The sequence below is a fragment of the Halobacteriovorax sp. genome (assembly GCF_048381875.1).
In the GTDB taxonomy this organism is placed as follows: domain Bacteria; phylum Bdellovibrionota; class Bacteriovoracia; order Bacteriovoracales; family Bacteriovoracaceae; genus Halobacteriovorax_A; species Halobacteriovorax_A vibrionivorans.
In genome coordinates, this window is record NZ_JBLXBP010000001.1 from 87,802 (window position 1) to 104,348 (window position 16,547).

Here is a 16,547-nt window from a genome sequence, read left to right on the forward strand (position 1 = left end):
AATCTTTGCAATGAGTACGCATTATAAAATTTGGCTGAATTACCTTAATCGAAAAAAATCAATCTATCTCCTAGGTGTTATCTCAATAATTGTCTGCAATATTTGTCAGGTATTTTATTCGAGGGCCATGGGCGACGTTGTAGACTTCTTAACACATAAGACTATGCCTGCTTGGACGATTGATTCATTTATTTATGGTAACGACCTTAAACATAAATTCTTCTTCATCTTTAGCGCAGTGGCACTGTCACGCATCATGCTATATTTTGGCCGTGTAGGGTGGCGCATCTTTTTAGGTCGACAAACTCATCATGCTGGCGGTTTTTTAAAAGATGATATTTGGCAAAATGCACAATACTTTTCAATGGATACTCTTGTAAATAAATACCCGAAAGGAATTTTAATGAGTGCTGCAAATAGCGATGTTGGACAAGCTCGCTTTGTTTTTGGCTTCACAATTGTCGGTATTGCAGATGTTTTATTCCTAGGCCTATTTACAATCATTTCACTATTTCTCATTAATGTGAAAATTACAATTATCTCATTCTTAGCATTGTTAATTGTTCCAATTTTTGTTCGCTATATTTCTTCAATGGAAATGAAGCGATATGATGTTGCTCAAGACTATCTTTCATACTTTAACGATGAAACTTCTAAGGCAATCTCCACTGTAAGATTACAGAAATTAGGAAATACGGCATCTTTTTGGTTTAAGAGATTATATGCTGGTGCTCAAAAGTATCGAAAAATGAGACTACTCGCTAATCACACATCAATGCTTTATATTCCGTCATCTGGCTCAGCCTCAATGGCCACTTATATAATTCTTTTCACTTACGGTATAACTCTATTAATGGATGGAACGATTACTGTTGGTGAGTTTGTTGCCATACAAGGATTAGTTTATCTCTTACAAGACCCACTTGCTGAACTTGGTTATATTATTTCAGATTGGAGAAAGTCATTCACTTCTTTAAAAAGACTTGCCGAAATTTATACTCATTTAAAAGAAGATTACCTACTTGCTGAAAAAGAAGGTGAGGAGATTTCTGGAGAAGAGGTCTTTTCGATAAAGAATCTAAATTTTAGCTATGAGAAAAATACACCTATTCTTACTGATATCAATCTCGAAGTTAGAAAAGGGATGCGTATTGGGATTATTGGCCAGATTGGTACTGGTAAAACAACTCTCTTAAATATTCTAAGTGGATTAGAAAGAGACTTTAGTGGACAAGTGTATTTCTTTGGAAAACCTTTTAAAGAATATAGTCATAAGTTTCTTAGGTCTCATATAACAATGGTTCACCAAAAATCATTTCTCTTTGCTGATTCTATTAGAAATAATATTTTGATGGATCAGGACTTATCAGATGAGATTCTTTGGGAAGTTCTCGAAGTTGCAGGACTTAAAAATGACGTTGAAAACTTTGATGATGGGCTTGATACTCAATTAGGAGAGTGGGGAGTCAATTTATCAGGTGGACAAAAACAGCGTCTAACTCTTGCAAGAGGTCTTGTACGTAAGCCTGAAATTCTCCTTCTCGACGATTGTTTATCGGCCGTTGATACCGTTACTGAAGAGAAGATTTTATCAAATATTGATAAGTTTCTTCCGAATTCCACATTAGTTTGGGTTGCCCATCGTGAGTCGACTTTAAAATATTGTGAAAAGGTGATTAATCTTGATCGTGAGGTGAGTGATGAGTAAGGCGAAACAATTTCTTGCACAAGATGATCAGGAAGAATCAAATTATAAGAAACAAGGTCATTCGGCCTTTAAGACTTCTGTATTTCTTTTTAAGTATGCAAAAGGTCATCGTATACAAATTGCATTTGCTATAACTCTTTTGACTTCATTTACTGTATTGTCGATGGTTTCAGGTCATGCCATGGGTGTTCTTGTCGGTGAGGGGCTTGCAAAAGAAAATTGGGAATTAGCTAAAGAATGGGCCATATATATTCTGGCCTTAGAATTTATCAGTATCCTTTTACAATTTGGTGGAAGAAGATATCTAATCACTCAAACTAGTCTTGTTATTTTAAAGATTAGAGAGAGATTATTTGAAAAGTTATCTCACTTACCCCTTAAGTTTTTTGATTCTTGGCCACAAGGGCGAATCGTAACTCGTATGACTCACGATGTAGAGGGGATTGAAAAGTTCTTTACTAGCTCATTAGGGCGTATCGTCACTTCTGTTCTTATGATTGTCTCTTCTGCTACGGCGATGCTTTTAACTGACTTTAAGCTTGGTGTATATGTAATTATAGGGATGTTGCCAGCGATGGCCTTTCTCCTATTAACAAGAAATAAAACAGGAGCACTAAACCGCTCTATTAGTAAGCACTCATCACATATCAATTCAAAACTTTCTGAATATATTGATGGGATTCACGTTATTCGATCTTTTGGTGTTGAAGATTGGTCTTATGCAAATTTTAAATCAGCAGTTAATGATCAACAAACAGTCCAACTTGGTGCCAATTCTTTCTATGCTTTTACTATGCCAATGCTTTCGTTTCTTTGTGGGCTTCCACTATTAATCTTAGTTTGGTTAGGAGGGAGTGCAGTCGTTGATGGAACACTAACACTTGCATTATTTGTGGCCTTCTTGCGTTATTGTGAAAGATTCTTTTGGCCTGTTCTGTCTCTTTTTAGGGAAGTTGCCAATATTATTACAGCATTCACTAGTACAAATCGTGTCGCTAATTTTATTGAAGTCCAAACAGAAAAAGAAGTCTTTGATCAACGAGATGAGAGGCGACATAAAGTTATTGGAGAGATTGAATTCTCTCACGTCACTATGGGATATAATGATATTTCCAATGCTCTAAATGATGTATCATTTAAAATCACAAAGGGTGAAAAAATTGGAATTGTCGGTCCAACAGGTTCTGGTAAAACCACTGCTGTGGCAGTCTTATCTCGTCTGTATGACTATCAAAAAGGTGATGTTCTAATTGATGGGCAAAACCTAAAAGAGCTTGATATCGATAATTATCGCGATCAAATCGGAATTGTTTCTCAAGATGTGATTATCTTTGATGGAAGTCTTCGTGAAAACCTCTCAGTTAATCCTGACCTTACAGATAAGGATATTTTATCAATATGCGATAAGACTGGAATGAGTAAGGTTATGAGCTATTCAAATTTAACTCTTGATAGTGTCATTAAAGATGGAGGCTCAAACTTATCGGCAGGTGAGAAACAGGTTATTTCACTTACTCGAGTTTGCCTGCAAAACCCTAGCATTCTTATCCTTGATGAAGCTACAGCGCACGTGGACCCATACTTTGAAAAGATTCTTCATGATGGTATTCATAACGTAATGGATGGGAAAACTTCTTTTTTCATTGCTCACAGGCTTGATACAATTAAAGAATGTGATCGAATCTTAGTATTTAAAGATGGAAAACTTGTGGAATTTGATACACCAGAAAATTTATTCGCTGCCCGAGGTATTTTCTATGATCTTTCTCAGGCTTCTCTGCATTGATTTAAGATGATAATATGAACTTATGAAAAATACTCTTCCAATATTTAATATAAGTTTTAGGCCATTTTTTCTTTTAGCGGCCATTATTGCTATTATTAATGTAACATTTTGGGTTAGTGCTTTTGTTAAGGGAACTGATCTTGGTCTAGTTAACTTTGATCCATTATTCTGGCATGGCCATGAAATGTTATTTGGATTCACTTCTGCACTTATTATTGGCTTTCTTTTTACAGCAAGCTCACATTGGACGCAAACAACTCCATATCGTGGATGTTTTTTAATCTTTCTTGTTGCCTTATGGTTGATGGAGAGATTTTCTTATTTCCTAAATATTAGTCATAATTGGTCTATTATATTGCTCAATATCTTTTATCCTGCTTCAATTATTCTTCTTTTCTTAAAACTAAGAAAGAATAAGCAAGTCTATATTTTTATTCCTCTACTTAGCACCTTGTGGATATTATCTATTCTTCACACCTATGGATATATGAGTGATAGCTTAAGTCTTCAAGATATTTCAAAGAACTCTGCTAGTGCCATTATTCGATTGTTAATTTTATTAATTCTTGGTCGGGTCATTCCATTTTTTACAAAGTCTCGTTTTAAAGATTTAGATTTGAAAATTAATGTTCCAAAATTCGTACAACGTTTTTCTATCTTAACATTAACTATATTAGCATTACCTCTTTCTCTCTTTTTAAGTCCTTCGGCGATAATTATTGTCTATCTAATTTGTATAATATTTAATACTTTACGAGTTCTATACTGGAAGCCTTTAATCGGTATGAAAGGGCCAATGATTGCAATCTTATATATTGGCACATTTGCACTTATTTTTGGACTAGTTATGGAGTTAATTGGATTCTTTAATGATTCCATTGGATTCTCTCAGGCACCACTGCATATGCTATTGGCCTTCGGTTTAGGTAGTGTTGCTATTGGAATGATGACTCGTGTTTCTCTTGGTCACACAGGGCGAATTATTAAGGCAGATAAGTATATAATTATCTCTTTTGTCTTCGTTATAATTGGGGCATTGATACGAGTATTTGTGCCGATTATATGGAATGAGTTTTATGAGACTTCACTGCATTATGCTAGTGGGTTTTGGACATTAGGCTTTATCATTTATCTTATAAAGTTTTTCTGGCCACTTGTAACAAAGCGACCAGACGGTAAGTTTGGTTAATTCCAAAAGTCTTTATTAATGAGAAGTCCGTGGGCCATATTGATCTTTAGTGGCCTAACTTGATCGACTTTTAGTGTTTGCATGAAGCCAAGAACAAGTGCGAGATTTGTCACATCTGTTACAGCGTATTTACTGTCGATTTCTTTATCACTGAGTTTTGATCTTTCAAGTAGTTTTGATAGGAGAGTCGATTGGTTATAAATTCGATTCGTCTTTTTAAATTGTCCACCAATGCTATAGTAATGAACACCACCAACACCAATAACTTGATATCCTTTTAAATTACCAAAACGGCTAAATTCTTGTTTTGAAATAAATCGTGCTAGATCCATTGAGCGAAGTGCTCTTTCCTCTGTTAGTGGATTAGGAGTTTTCGTACCATCTGGATATAACTCTTTTAAAACAAGATTTTTAAATGGAACAGAAGCGACTTTTAAAAGGGCAACCTTTGTACTTCCATCTGCAAGTGGCTTTGTTATTTGCATGCTTCCGCCACCGATATCCCAAACAGCAACTGGAGACTTCTTAGGAAGTTTCATTGTTTTAGTTTTTGATAAGGCCGCATAATATGCAAAACGAGCTTCATCTTTTTGAGAGATAATTGTAAGAGGTATGCCACTGTTATTGGTAATTATCTCAGCTGCTTCTTCACCATTATCGGCCGTTCGAAATGCAGATGTTGCTACAGCCTTGATGTCACTTGCACCCTGATGATCGGCCATGTATTTAAACTCTTCAAAAACTCCACTTAGTTTTTGAATCATTGAAGGTGTGATTTCATTTTCTTTTGATGCTTGTAGGGCCTCTTTAAGAGGAACTGCTCTTTGTGCTTCAAAAAGAATTCCTTCAACAAGTCCTTTACAAGTATTAACGAGACCTACCACGAGTTTTGTGGAACCTGAGCCTAGATCAATTGCAGCTCTCTTAGTATGACATTTAGAGCTCTCGGCAATGTCATGATATTTTTCACTACTTCTTTGAAGGCTTCCACAGGATACGATGACAAGAAGTAGAGTACTAAATAGGATGTTCTTAGCGGTAAACAAATGCTCCTCCTCGAACATCATTAATGATACTTTTAACCTTTGTCTTCTTATTTACTTTACCGTCATGCTTGGCCTTTAGGTGGGCCTTATGCATTTTCTTAATAGCAGTACCAATGGCCTTACCCATAAGAGGTGGAACAGCATTTCCAATTTGTCTCCACTGAGCAGAGATTGGGCCACTAAAAACAAAGTGATTAGGGAAGCTTTGAATTTTTGCAGCTTCTCTTTGTGTTAGGTAGCGGTGCTCTGTTGGATGGTAGTAGCTATGACGATGAGTCATTATCGTTGGAGAAACACTTTTTGAATCAAGTCTTTGGTACTTCGTTTGTCTAAAGCGACCTTCGCGCATATTTTTCCAATCAACTCCCAGTTTCGTTGCTGGTGTTAAATATGCTTTCTCATCTTTTTCATAACGAATTCCTTTTCCTTCAGGAATTCTCTTAATTCTTTTTAAATCTAATTTTGATTTTATTTTCGCACTGTCTAGATCATGATTATGAATTTCACCATTTTTATCGGTAAGGTCACTTAAGGCCTCTCCTACTGTAACTGGTGGACGATATGTTTTTGCAACAACTGTGTCATGTGTAATTTTTGGAAACTCAACCTTTTCATTAATTCGAGATCCTATGAAAATTGTACGACGACGCTTTTCTGGGACTCCGTAATGCTGAGAGCTTAGAACTTTTACGTCGAGATTATAACCGAGACGATTAAATCTTCTAAAAATTGCCTGTAAAGTCATCTCGTTTTTCTTTGCCAGAAGACCAGTTACGTTTTCAATAACAATAAATTCTGGTTTGGCCAACTTCACAATTCTTACGAATTCTAAAAAAAGTTTATTTCTAATATCGTCAGGGTTTCCTGGGCCAACAGTTGAAAAACCTTGGCAAGGAGGGCCACCAACAACGAGATTTACATCAGTATCACCTAGAATTTCTTTAATTCTCTTGTTTGTAAGTTTTGATATATCACCACAATATGGATAGGCCTTCTTGTGATTTAGGGCAAATGTATCCATTGCGTGTTTATTGAAGTCAATTCCAAGTACACATTCGAGTCCGGCCATTTCTAGTCCGCAGCTAAAGCCACCGGCACCTGAGAAAATATCAATAAACTTAAGCTTTTTATTCTTCCTTGATTTGTTATTAGTGCTCATAACTACTTTTTTAATTCCTTGTGTGTTGTTGTATCCCTTAGAGAAATATTATCCGTTTTTGCGCTGAGTTATGTCAATGAAATATATGAGCTTTTTGGTTTGGAATGATGCCTTGAAAATACATCCACACTACATAAATTTTCAAAATCCCATATAATATAAGTATGCAAAAATCCAAACGTGAAAGAGTTATCATCGGTATGGATGGTGGAATTGATTCTGCTGTCACGGCCTTATTATTAAAGAAACAAGGATACGATTGTATCGGTGTTAATATCTCATTCTTTGAGCGTGTGACGCAGGAAGATGAAGACTTCGTTACTAATTTTAAAACGAAACTTACTCCCGAAGGGCGCATTCCTGATGAACTCGCTGATGATGAAGAAATGAAAGAAGGACTTCGTCGTTTTGAAAAGATTAAATGGGTCAGAAGAATTAATCATATTTTTAAGGATTGGTTTTGTGCACCTCAAGAGCAGATAAAGGATATTTGTCGCTTAATTGGGATTCCTTTCTATGTAACAAATGCTAGTTCTGAATTTGAAGATCGAGTTATTTCATTAATGTTAAAATCACGATTTGCTGGGATTTGGCAAAATCCAAGTCTAGATCGCGCGACATTGATTTTTGATATTCTAAATTCAAAGCTTGAGGCCTTAAAAGCAACTAAGATTGCTACTGGCCATTACTGCAAGGTAATTGCAAATCATGGCCAATTTGGACTTGTGCGACCAAATGATCCAAATGAAAATGATTGCCATCTCTTAAGTAATCTATCTCAAGAGAGTCTTTCAAGATTACTTCTGCCTATAGCAGATCTTAATACTTCAGAAGTTGATCGAATTGGAGCACTGGTAAGTGCTAATTCGTTTACTCGCGCAAAACTTAAGGCCAAGAAAAAAGCTCGTGCACAGACATACCAGTCAGATGAGCTATGTGATTTATATCCTCGTTATGTGGCCCCTAAGTTTATTAGGGAAAGTAATATCTATGATCATTCAAATGATAATGTTGTTGGCGCACACGATGCTCACTTCAGATATCATCTTGGCCAGACTCATTATAAAACAAAAGAGGGAATTCCCCGAGTTCCCGACTCACAAATTGTCGTTATCAGTATGTCTAGAGGACATATTTTTATTGCTAAGAATAAAGAATTAGAGTTTGAAAGAATAGTCTGTCATCATTTTGAAAACTTCAATGTTGTCGATACAGCAAAGCCTTTAGAATGTTATGGAAGTCTCTTATCAAATGGAGATACATTCAAAGGGACTTTATATCTTTTAAACAATGGAAATATCTTCTTTGATTTAGAAGACAAAAAGAATGGCATTGTTTTTAGAGGAGATACGATTATGTTCTTCTTAAAAGATGCTCCTTCCGCAAAGGCCATCGGCCATGCCAAAGTTTATCAAAGCGGTCATTTTGTTGATGGCCAATTCTATATGTTACCACTTTCAAAAAGAGAAAAAGAAGAGCTTGAGGAAACTCAGGCACTACCAAAGAAAAGAGAAATAGGTTTTTAATGAAGTATTTTATTTTATCGATTATTTTTATCATTACATCAAATAGTTATTCACAAAGCTATAAGCTTAATAAGTCAAAACGCTCACCAGAGCGTGCAAGAAAGCTATATTATTCTGTATCTAAATTTAAAGAAGATTATATCGAAAATATTCTTACAAGCTTTGTTAAGCAAACAAGACCTAATCGCTACGTGGGAACTGAGGGAAATAAAAAAGCACAGAAGTTTATTCTAGACTACATTAATAAGAATGTACGTAAAAAGAATACTAGCGTTAAGAGTATAAAATTTGTTCCAGATATCGAATATGCCAAGAAGATGTATCAGAGTGATCTTGATGCAACAAAGGGGAAGTTGACAAAATCTCAGCTTGTAAAGTGGGAGAGGTTCACTAAAGAACGTGAGGCCCATCTTGATAAATTAAAATCAACAAATGGCCATAATATTGTATGGGAGAAGAAGGGCATAAAAAAGCCTAATGAAGTCATTGTCGTGGGTGCTCACTTCGATACTGCTGCATATAATAAGAAGAAATTAGAAATGATTGAGGGTGGTGTACAGCCTGGAGCTGACAATAATGCTTCTGGTGTTGTGGCCGCTCTTGCTCTTATTGATATTTTATCTGAATTAGAACTAGAGAAAACAGTAAGGGTAGTCTTCTTTGATTTTGGAGAACTTGGATTTCTTGGCTCGTACGATTATGCAAAGAATCTTACCTTAGAAAAAGGAATAAGAGTCTATTCATATGTTGAATTATTAATGCTTGGATACGATACAAAAACTCTTGATAAGGAAGAGAAGCTTGGTAATATGAAACTTTATTATTCTACACCTTCTTCAAGTCTACATAATCTTGAAAAATCTATCGCACAAAGCTTTTATGCCGCCTCTTCTGAGGGAACTTTTCGTGTAACCTTTCAAACTCATTCAAAAAATTTCCTTAATGGTGATAATGTCTCATTTCAAAAAATGGAGATCCCAAGTGTTGTCTACACTCAAAATTGGGAGAGTGATTTCAATGGAAACCGCATCCATTCGAGGGCCGATCATGTCTCCTCAATAAATATAAAGACTTTACATCACTCAACTACCAATATTGCCATGGCCATTGCTTCATGGGCACTAGACCTCTAGGCGCTAAATGTGCTAAAAGAGGCACATGACAAGTATCGGAAATGGAAAAACAGTAATCGTTGGTATGTCTGGAGGCGTTGACTCTTCAGTATGTGCAGCTTTACTTAAAGAGCAAGGCTACAACGTTATTGGTATGTTCATGAAAAACTGGGAAGAGCAGGACGAAAATGGGAATTGTAAGGCCTCTCTAGAATTTGAAGATGTTATCAAGGTTTGTGAAAAACTAGATATTCCATATTACTCAGTCGATTTTGTAAAAGAGTATCGTGATAATGTATTCGCAAATTTTCTCGAAGAATATGAACAAGGTTACACTCCTAATCCAGATATCCTTTGTAATCGTGAAATTAAATTTAAGGTCTTCTTCAATAAAGCAATGGAGCTAGGTGCAGACTATCTTGCAACTGGCCACTACTGTCAAACGAAGAAAATTGACGGCCAATCACGCTTAATTAAGGGCCTAGATAATAATAAGGATCAGACTTATTTTCTTTATACTATCAAGTCAGATGTTCTTGATAAGGTTCTCTTTCCTGTTGGAAATATTGAAAAGCCACAGGTTCGTGAAATTGCAAAGAAATATGACCTCATAACTCATGATAAGAAGGATTCAACAGGGATCTGCTTCATTGGTGAGCGTAACTTCAAGAACTTCCTTTCAAATTATATTCAAATCAAAGAAGGTGACTTCGAGCTACTTGATGGAACGAAAGTTGGGCGCCATTCTGGATCAGCATTTTACACAATTGGACAAAGAAAGGGACTAGGCCTTGGTGGACCTGGTGAGCCTTGGTTTGTCGTTGGTAAAGACACTCAAAGAAATGTTGTATTAGTTGAGCGTGGTGAAAAGCACGGTGCTTTATATGCTGATTACTTAACAGCAACAGAGCTCTCTTGGGTTGATAAAGACTTCGCGCCAAGTGTTGGCCAAAGAGTTAAGGCCAAGATTCGCTACCGTCAAAAAGATCAAGCCTGTACAATCACTGAGGTCGCTGATGATTTTGTAAAAGTTGAGTTCGATGAACCTCAACGCGCAATTGCTCAGAGACAGTCGATTGTTTTCTATACTCAAATGGATGGGGAAGAGGTCTGTCTTGGCGGTGGAATGATTAAAGAAGCTGGCCCAAGTTACTTTGAGCAAAATAAAGAATTACCATAGTTTAGGGTCATTCAAATTATCTAACTTTCCTTTTTTTCCACGATTTTTAAAATGGTCTTTTTGTTCATAGAATTGGCAGTCGTTACCGCTTTCTTGTTTTACGAGTATTGAAGGCATAGTAGTGGATTTCATGTCGAATTTTCGGCATCCACGAGGGGCGTATTTGTCCCAAGTACTATAGTAATGTTTGCATTGCATACAATTGACTCTTTTCACTCTTTAATTTTACCATGCTCCTTATTTAGGTAAAATTAGAGGAAGTTCTTTCGCCCTAGAGATTGATCACTATCTTAACTAAATAAAAAACGCTTAAGTGCTTGGAATTATTCATTTATAATTGTCTATCTAAAGCACTATTGACCAAAAAGTTGACGTTCATTTTTAACAACCTACCAATATTACATGGGGCATCCCAAAATATCTTGGCCTGAGTTATGCTTTATATATAGTGACTTATTAATAAGCACTATGCTTAATTTACCGAGGATTATAAATTAATGAAACTTACAGATTCAAATTCAACACCTAATAATGACGTCTTAGTGATGTTTCCTGCTTCTAAGCATTTTCCAATTGGCGATGATGTGAAGCAAGAGCAGAGTGCTTCTAAAGAAGTGAAGCCACTTTCTGAACTCGTTAACGAATTTGAAGCTGAGGTTGCAAAGGTAAAAGAAGAGAAACGTCCAGTTATGGCCATTCCATCTAAGGAAAGTATCAAGGCCATTAGATCAACACGTTCATGCCAAACAGCAATGGAGATCCGTCTTGCTGCTCTTGAAGAAATTGAAAAACGCCTAAAATTCTATCTTGAAGATATGGGTACATCCAAGCGTAGTATTTAGAATTAAATATACGATAGAACTTGAATGTATGCTTAAATAAAAGAAGGTGCCCTAGAGCACCTTTTTCTTTTTATATAACGATAAAGAATTGAATAAGGATTTAGAAAGGACTTTAAAGATGAGCAGCTTAACTCCAGAGGAATTTTGGGACTTATATGAAGAAACACTCGATGAGAAGTTAGATCATCCCCATATTGAGATATCAATTGCAGGTAATGCTGAAATTGCAGATGAGCTTCTTGCTTTGTATTTATCAGGTAAGAAAAGTGCCGGAAGTGGTCTTGTTAAGGACTATGAGCTAGCAGGAGATCCTTTACCTGAAGTTGATAATTTCTGGATAATACTAGATTCTAAGAATAATCCTCGCTGCATTGTTAAGACTATTGCTGTTGAAATAAATAAGTTCAGTGATATCTCTAAGAAGATAGCTGAGGCCGAAGGCGAAGGGGATCTGTCTGTGGAGCACTGGAAAAAGGCCCATCGTGACTTCTTTACACCATATTTAAATGATTGGGGTATTGTTGATTTAGACGATGAAGACGTTGTTACAGAATTTTATGAGGTTGTATTTCAGAAATAAAAAAAGGCCCTTAACTAAGGGCCTTCATGCTTTTTATATTTTGTTATTCCAGTAATCTTGCGCCCAAGTTTTCAAGTTCTTCTTTGGAACTTCTGTATTTCTTCTTGCACCTTTGATTTCAACTTTTGTTTCCTTGTTTCCAAAGTCGATACCGCCAGTCTTTGTTAGACAACGATTTCCACCGCTGTTATCTGAGTGTATTTCTTCCTTACAAGATAGTGTGATGCTTTTAACATCTTTAAGGTTCTTTGCTGTTAGTGAGATTCCACCTCTTGAAAAGCTTCTTGTACCTTCAATTTTCACATGATCAGCTTTCTTGGCCATATCTTTAAATAGGCCATCAATTTGATCATTGTGAGTCTCATCTAGCTTGATGATGACAGGTCTTCCAGTAGCATATGTCGTATAATATAAACGATATGAATCACCGTGCTTAGAAAATGTTAGGTCACTATATGCTGTTACATCTGTTCCAAAGCGCTTCATCTTATCTTTATTGTGAGCACCGATATATGTTTCACTATGCTCCTTAAAACGAGCAATAAATAACCCATATTCACTATGAATATCTTGTACGAATTCTGTTAGAGCGTCTGAGCGTGAGTCATCATAGAAGTGTTGTGCTGAGCCTTTGATAACCTTATCTTTAGTTGAAAAGAAGTCTGTAATTCCGGCAGTTGCTGTTGTTGACGAAACTAAGAGCAATGCTAATGAGGTCATTTTAATCTTATTCATCTCTAATCTCCCTAAGTTTTATTTGTTTGATTAACAATTTATCATTGGTTGTCGATAATTTATGTTTTATTGAAGTGATTACAGGGCCGTATAGTATCGGAACAGTTTTTTGTTATTTCGGTAAGTTGTCGGGTTTTTGGTAGGTAACTGGTAGGTACGCGATGGACTTGGCCGACTCTCGGCTCCTGCCTTCGTCGGCATACACGCCATCCTGGCGATAAACCAGCACGCCTACGGCTTGCTTTTAATTAAAAAGCTCTATACTTCGAAAATAATTATGGGATTTGAATGAATGGTGCCTAGAACTGGACTGAACGCAGTCAAATATCTACATAATCATTAATCATTACAAATAACACTAAAGGACTGTCTATCAGACATTCTTAGAGTTTTTATCTAAATCTATAGCCAGCCTATAACATTTAACTTTCTTCTATTGTGGTTAAGTTTGAACCCTTTTTGAACCCTTATCTCAAATGCGGCTAGTCGAATTAAATTCGGCTAAGTGAATTGAGCTATCGTGTGAAAGGTCAATAACCGATGATTATTGATATGAAGTTAAATAAAACCTTAAAACGGCTGTTAAATGAAAGCGAGCTTAGTGCTACTGAGCTTAGTAAGCTTACTGATATTCCGTTATCTACGCTACACGGTTGGATAAATGGTGTTGAACCAAAAAGTATTAGTCAGCTAAAGAAAATTGCTGACTTCTTCGACGTAAGCTTAGACTTTTTATGCTTTGGCGAGCCTAAATCAAAGAATATTAAAGACTTCGGTGGTGATATCTCTATTGGGAACTACGAAGTAATTTTAAGAAGGATAAGAGAGGATTAGAATGAAGAGTATTATTTCAGTTATTATATTTTCTATTTTATTAACTTCTTGTGCTTCTAAGCAATTGACTTGTGCTGGTCAATGCTCACTTCAAGGTATGGTTTGCTCAGGTGCAATGGTTGGTTCATCATATTCTTCTGCTTATAACTTCCAAACTGGTCAAACAGCTTTTGGAAACAACAACGCTAATATGGCCATGTGTAGACAACCAGCTAATCAGCAAGAAGTTGAAGATGTTAGAGTTATTCAGGCTGAGGCTAATAAACATCTGCAAAGTCAAAATCAAGCCTTTTGGCTCACGTTTTTTGGTGTGCTTGGAGGAGGATTGATATTATTAAATGCTGGTGGAGGGAATTAGTAATATTTAGATTTATTTAATAGTATTGAGTTTTGCTGACACCAATTTACTAAAAACGAGAGTAAACTTCCTGTCAATTAGGTCTTTATTCATAGATTTAACAAATGCTTTACTTGCAGCATGACTTGATAAAATTCGTTTCAATTTAATTGTTTGTTTTGCAATTTCCTTGACGTCATCTTTTAATACTTCACTTATTTCTTCTTTTAGAATAGTGCCAAGTCGTATTTGAATTCTATCTATAATTCTAACAATATCATTTTGAGCTTGGTGGGTTGATGTCATTAGCAGGGTTTTACTAGCTCTTTTTAATTCATCAAAGTCATCCTCTATATCTTTTAAAATTAAAAGTAGAATATCCTCTCTTTTTGAAGACTTAGCTAAAGAGTTTGAAACAATAAAACCAATTATTGCAACGACAAAAACATCAGCAATAATAGTTATTATTTCAATAAATTTAAAGTCGTAAAAGTTATCGCAAAAAACACTTTTTTTAACGAGTGTTAATCCCAAAAGAAATGAAAGTATTATTGATGATAAATATATTATTAAACTATTTATTTTCATCAATAGCTTCATCTATATATTCTTTAATTTCGTCTATAATAAATGGATTTTCGTGTGATATGAAGCTTAGACGTTCTATATCTATTCGAGGGTCCTTCAGTCTGACTAATCCCCCAAAAGCTTCTTCTAAGAAAGATGTAGCGTAGCCCTCAGTACCGTCAAGATTAACAACTATTTCTGATTCTCTATTTTCATGGAATGCAGGCACAAGAAACTCGTCTCTAAACCTTTGGCCTGAGAATTCGCCATCTGAATAATATCTGGCGCCTGGTGTTGTAGTAAACTCCGTTACGTTGATAATAACTTGTTTAGTCATCTAGTAATCCTGTGATTTGATTTTGCTTTTTGAAATCCCACATTAGCATTGTGCCATGGAATTTGTCTTGCAGTTTTTTTGTAATCGAATTGTTCGCAATAAATCTGCCATTATTAGAAATTACTGAAAGGTTTTCAATATAATGACTCTTAAATAATTTATAAATTTTAGGAAGTCCTTTTCCTCGCCAGTTGTGCTTTGTACTGCTTTTGTATTTCCCATTAAATGCTAGCTCTAGCACTTCGCCATCATTGTTAAAGAATAAACCTTTAAATTTCGGCAAGATCGTTTGAGGAATACCTCTCCCGTTATCAAGAAAAATGAACTTCACTTGTCTCCTTGATTCGTCTTCTTCATTTGCAGTGGCGCAGTGGGCCATTACCCACCACTTGTTTGTGCTGATATTTTTAGGAAGTGTCGTACTGGACTTGTAAGCATGGTTATTTGTATTTGCCATACACTCAATAACAGTCGAGTATATACCTTGCTTTACCATTACTGACATATCTCCAAGCTTAGATGATGCAAACTCCCTTATCTTTAGAGCTTTTGCTTCATCTACTATTGTGCCACTCATTATCTCTAAAATATTATCATTGCTGATATTGGCAAATGAGTTTTTAACTCTGACATAGTTAAAAAAACCAGAGCTGGTCAACATTTCATTTGGAATTCTTTTTCTAGGAGAATTACCTGTCATGTAAAAGAACTTGAGAGTCGTTTTATAGTAGTCTAGTCTGGACAGCAGATAGAGTAAACAGTGAGGTTCAAGCACTTCTACATCACTCATATCTAAGTCTATTCGATAGCCATTGCGCACGGCGCTGTCTAGTGTCGTGTAGAATTGTAAAGTCTCCTCGTGGTTTTTCTCGAGTGAAAATATCCTAGGAACATTTACTTTGAAGTATTTTTTATTCTTCTTGTTTTGATTGTTGATTCGTTTATCATCTAAGCGTTTTAATAATTTTGCATATCTATACGCTTTTCTCCATCTTTTTCTTTGGAGGTTGTGCAAGAATCTTCGGTTTGAAAGTTTTTTATAATATGATTTATTCATCTGTTTATTTTTTTATTGGTTATTTATCATTTTAAATAAAAACAGTCTAATTATTTCGGTTTATTTCAATAATATCGCTTAAGCTAAACGAAGTTCTATTCTCTGTTATTTCAACATTGTTTTCAATTTCTAGCCTTTTCTTTTGACAGTATACGTCTGACATTCTGTTTCTCAGATATAATGCTAATGAACTCGGGTCAGGTGGAAGCTCTTTATCTATCTCTACTGTTTCCAGAATATCACCTCTAGCATTCTTCTTAACTTTTATCTCTTTAATAGAATAGCCTAGGCATCGTTTTAGAAGCATTGATTCTACATTGTTTCTATCAAATTCTAACTTTGCTAAGCGTAGGGACTCTTTAAACTTCTCGTCTTCTGCTAACCATTTATCGAGGGTAGACACACCTATGTTAATAGTTCTAGCTATTTGGCGGTTTGTCTTTCCTTCTTTTGCCAAATTGATGGCAATATTAATTAAGGATTCAGTCTTTAATGTAGGACGGCCTTGTTTCTTCATTACTTGATTATATCATCAGTATTTAATAGTATCTA

17 protein-coding genes are annotated in these 16,547 nt (G+C 35.6%); 10 read left to right on the top strand and 7 right to left on the bottom strand.

Annotated elements, in window-relative coordinates; all coding sequences use genetic code 11:
- Window positions 1-10: 10 nt before the first annotated feature.
- The 3 genes from ACN5L8_RS00390 to ACN5L8_RS00400 are packed head-to-tail and all read left to right on the top strand — an operon-like array spanning window position 11 to window position 4,683.
- Window positions 11-1,708: an ABC transporter ATP-binding protein gene (locus ACN5L8_RS00390; protein WP_419171969.1), complete on the top strand. Its 1,698-nt coding sequence runs from the start codon at window positions 11-13 to the stop codon at window positions 1,706-1,708.
- On the top strand, window positions 1,701-3,494 hold the full coding sequence (locus tag ACN5L8_RS00395; protein WP_419171970.1) for an ABC transporter ATP-binding protein: 1,794 nt from the start codon (window positions 1,701-1,703) through the stop codon (window positions 3,492-3,494). The genes ACN5L8_RS00390 and ACN5L8_RS00395 overlap by 8 nt, the downstream gene beginning before the upstream one ends.
- Window positions 3,495-3,516: 22 nt before the next feature.
- A complete protein-coding gene (locus tag ACN5L8_RS00400) occupies window positions 3,517-4,683 on the top strand; it encodes an NnrS family protein (RefSeq protein ID WP_419171971.1) in 1,167 nt (388 codons plus the stop codon).
- On the opposite strand, the gene ACN5L8_RS00405 is transcribed toward ACN5L8_RS00400, so the two are convergent.
- Window positions 4,680-5,729 carry a Ppx/GppA phosphatase family protein gene (locus ACN5L8_RS00405; protein ID WP_419171972.1) on the bottom strand — a complete coding sequence of 350 codons (1,050 nt, stop codon included), beginning with the start codon at window positions 5,727-5,729 and terminating at the stop codon, window positions 4,680-4,682. The genes ACN5L8_RS00400 and ACN5L8_RS00405 overlap by 4 nt on opposite strands.
- Window positions 5,716-6,888: a DNA cytosine methyltransferase gene (locus ACN5L8_RS00410; RefSeq protein WP_412473290.1), complete on the bottom strand. Its 1,173-nt coding sequence runs from the start codon at window positions 6,886-6,888 to the stop codon at window positions 5,716-5,718. The genes ACN5L8_RS00405 and ACN5L8_RS00410 overlap by 14 nt, the downstream gene beginning before the upstream one ends.
- A 164-nt stretch (window positions 6,889-7,052) precedes the next feature.
- Here ACN5L8_RS00410 and ACN5L8_RS00415 point away from each other — a divergent pair, with 164 nt between their 5' ends.
- From ACN5L8_RS00415 to ACN5L8_RS00435, 5 genes are all read left to right on the top strand, one after another.
- On the top strand, window positions 7,053-8,414 hold the full coding sequence (locus ACN5L8_RS00415; RefSeq protein WP_419171973.1) for a hypothetical protein: 1,362 nt from the start codon (window positions 7,053-7,055) through the stop codon (window positions 8,412-8,414).
- Window positions 8,414-9,547, top strand: coding sequence for a M28 family peptidase (locus ACN5L8_RS00420; protein WP_334678662.1), 1,134 nt, complete (start codon window positions 8,414-8,416; stop codon window positions 9,545-9,547). Before ACN5L8_RS00415 ends, ACN5L8_RS00420 begins: the two co-directional genes overlap by 1 nt.
- Window positions 9,548-9,572: 25 nt before the next feature.
- Window positions 9,573-10,706 carry a tRNA 2-thiouridine(34) synthase MnmA gene (gene mnmA, locus ACN5L8_RS00425; RefSeq protein ID WP_133296992.1) on the top strand — a complete coding sequence of 378 codons (1,134 nt, stop codon included), beginning with the start codon at window positions 9,573-9,575 and terminating at the stop codon, window positions 10,704-10,706.
- A gap of 497 nt (window positions 10,707-11,203) precedes the next feature.
- On the top strand, window positions 11,204-11,548 hold the full coding sequence (locus ACN5L8_RS00430; protein ID WP_419171974.1) for a hypothetical protein: 345 nt from the start codon (window positions 11,204-11,206) through the stop codon (window positions 11,546-11,548).
- Window positions 11,549-11,666: 118 nt separating this feature from the next.
- Complete coding sequence (locus tag ACN5L8_RS00435; RefSeq protein WP_334678659.1) at window positions 11,667-12,128, top strand: ASCH domain-containing protein; 462 nt, start codon at window positions 11,667-11,669, stop codon at window positions 12,126-12,128.
- A gap of 33 nt (window positions 12,129-12,161) precedes the next feature.
- On the opposite strand, the gene ACN5L8_RS00440 is transcribed toward ACN5L8_RS00435, so the two are convergent.
- Window positions 12,162-12,863: a hypothetical protein gene (locus tag ACN5L8_RS00440; protein WP_419171975.1), complete on the bottom strand. Its 702-nt coding sequence runs from the start codon at window positions 12,861-12,863 to the stop codon at window positions 12,162-12,164.
- 552 nt (window positions 12,864-13,415) lie between these two features.
- Here ACN5L8_RS00440 and ACN5L8_RS00445 point away from each other — a divergent pair.
- Both ACN5L8_RS00445 and ACN5L8_RS00450 read left to right on the top strand, forming a co-directional pair.
- A complete protein-coding gene (locus ACN5L8_RS00445; protein WP_419171976.1) occupies window positions 13,416-13,697 on the top strand; it encodes a helix-turn-helix domain-containing protein in 282 nt (93 codons plus the stop codon).
- A gap of 1 nt (window position 13,698) precedes the next feature.
- Window positions 13,699-14,055: a hypothetical protein gene (locus tag ACN5L8_RS00450; protein WP_419171977.1), complete on the top strand. Its 357-nt coding sequence runs from the start codon at window positions 13,699-13,701 to the stop codon at window positions 14,053-14,055.
- Window positions 14,056-14,067: 12 nt separating this feature from the next.
- Here ACN5L8_RS00450 and ACN5L8_RS00455 read toward each other — a convergent pair whose 3' ends face one another.
- Genes ACN5L8_RS00455 through ACN5L8_RS00470 form a run of 4 tightly spaced genes read right to left on the bottom strand, consistent with a single transcriptional unit; the run spans window position 14,068 to window position 16,512 of the window.
- Entirely contained in the window at window positions 14,068-14,634 is a 567-nt protein-coding gene (locus tag ACN5L8_RS00455; RefSeq protein WP_419171978.1) for a hypothetical protein, read from the bottom strand.
- Entirely contained in the window at window positions 14,609-14,938 is a 330-nt protein-coding gene (locus ACN5L8_RS00460) for an STAS-like domain-containing protein (RefSeq protein ID WP_419171979.1), read from the bottom strand. The genes ACN5L8_RS00455 and ACN5L8_RS00460 overlap by 26 nt, the downstream gene beginning before the upstream one ends.
- The gene (locus tag ACN5L8_RS00465) at window positions 14,931-15,995 is read right to left on the bottom strand and encodes a hypothetical protein (protein WP_419171980.1); all 1,065 of its coding nucleotides are present in this window, start codon (window positions 15,993-15,995) and stop codon (window positions 14,931-14,933) included. Before ACN5L8_RS00465 ends, ACN5L8_RS00460 begins: the two co-directional genes overlap by 8 nt.
- A gap of 46 nt (window positions 15,996-16,041) precedes the next feature.
- Window positions 16,042-16,512, bottom strand: a complete 471-nt coding sequence (locus tag ACN5L8_RS00470; protein WP_419171981.1) for a hypothetical protein — start codon at window positions 16,510-16,512, stop codon at window positions 16,042-16,044.
- Window positions 16,513-16,547: the final 35 nt, after the last annotated feature.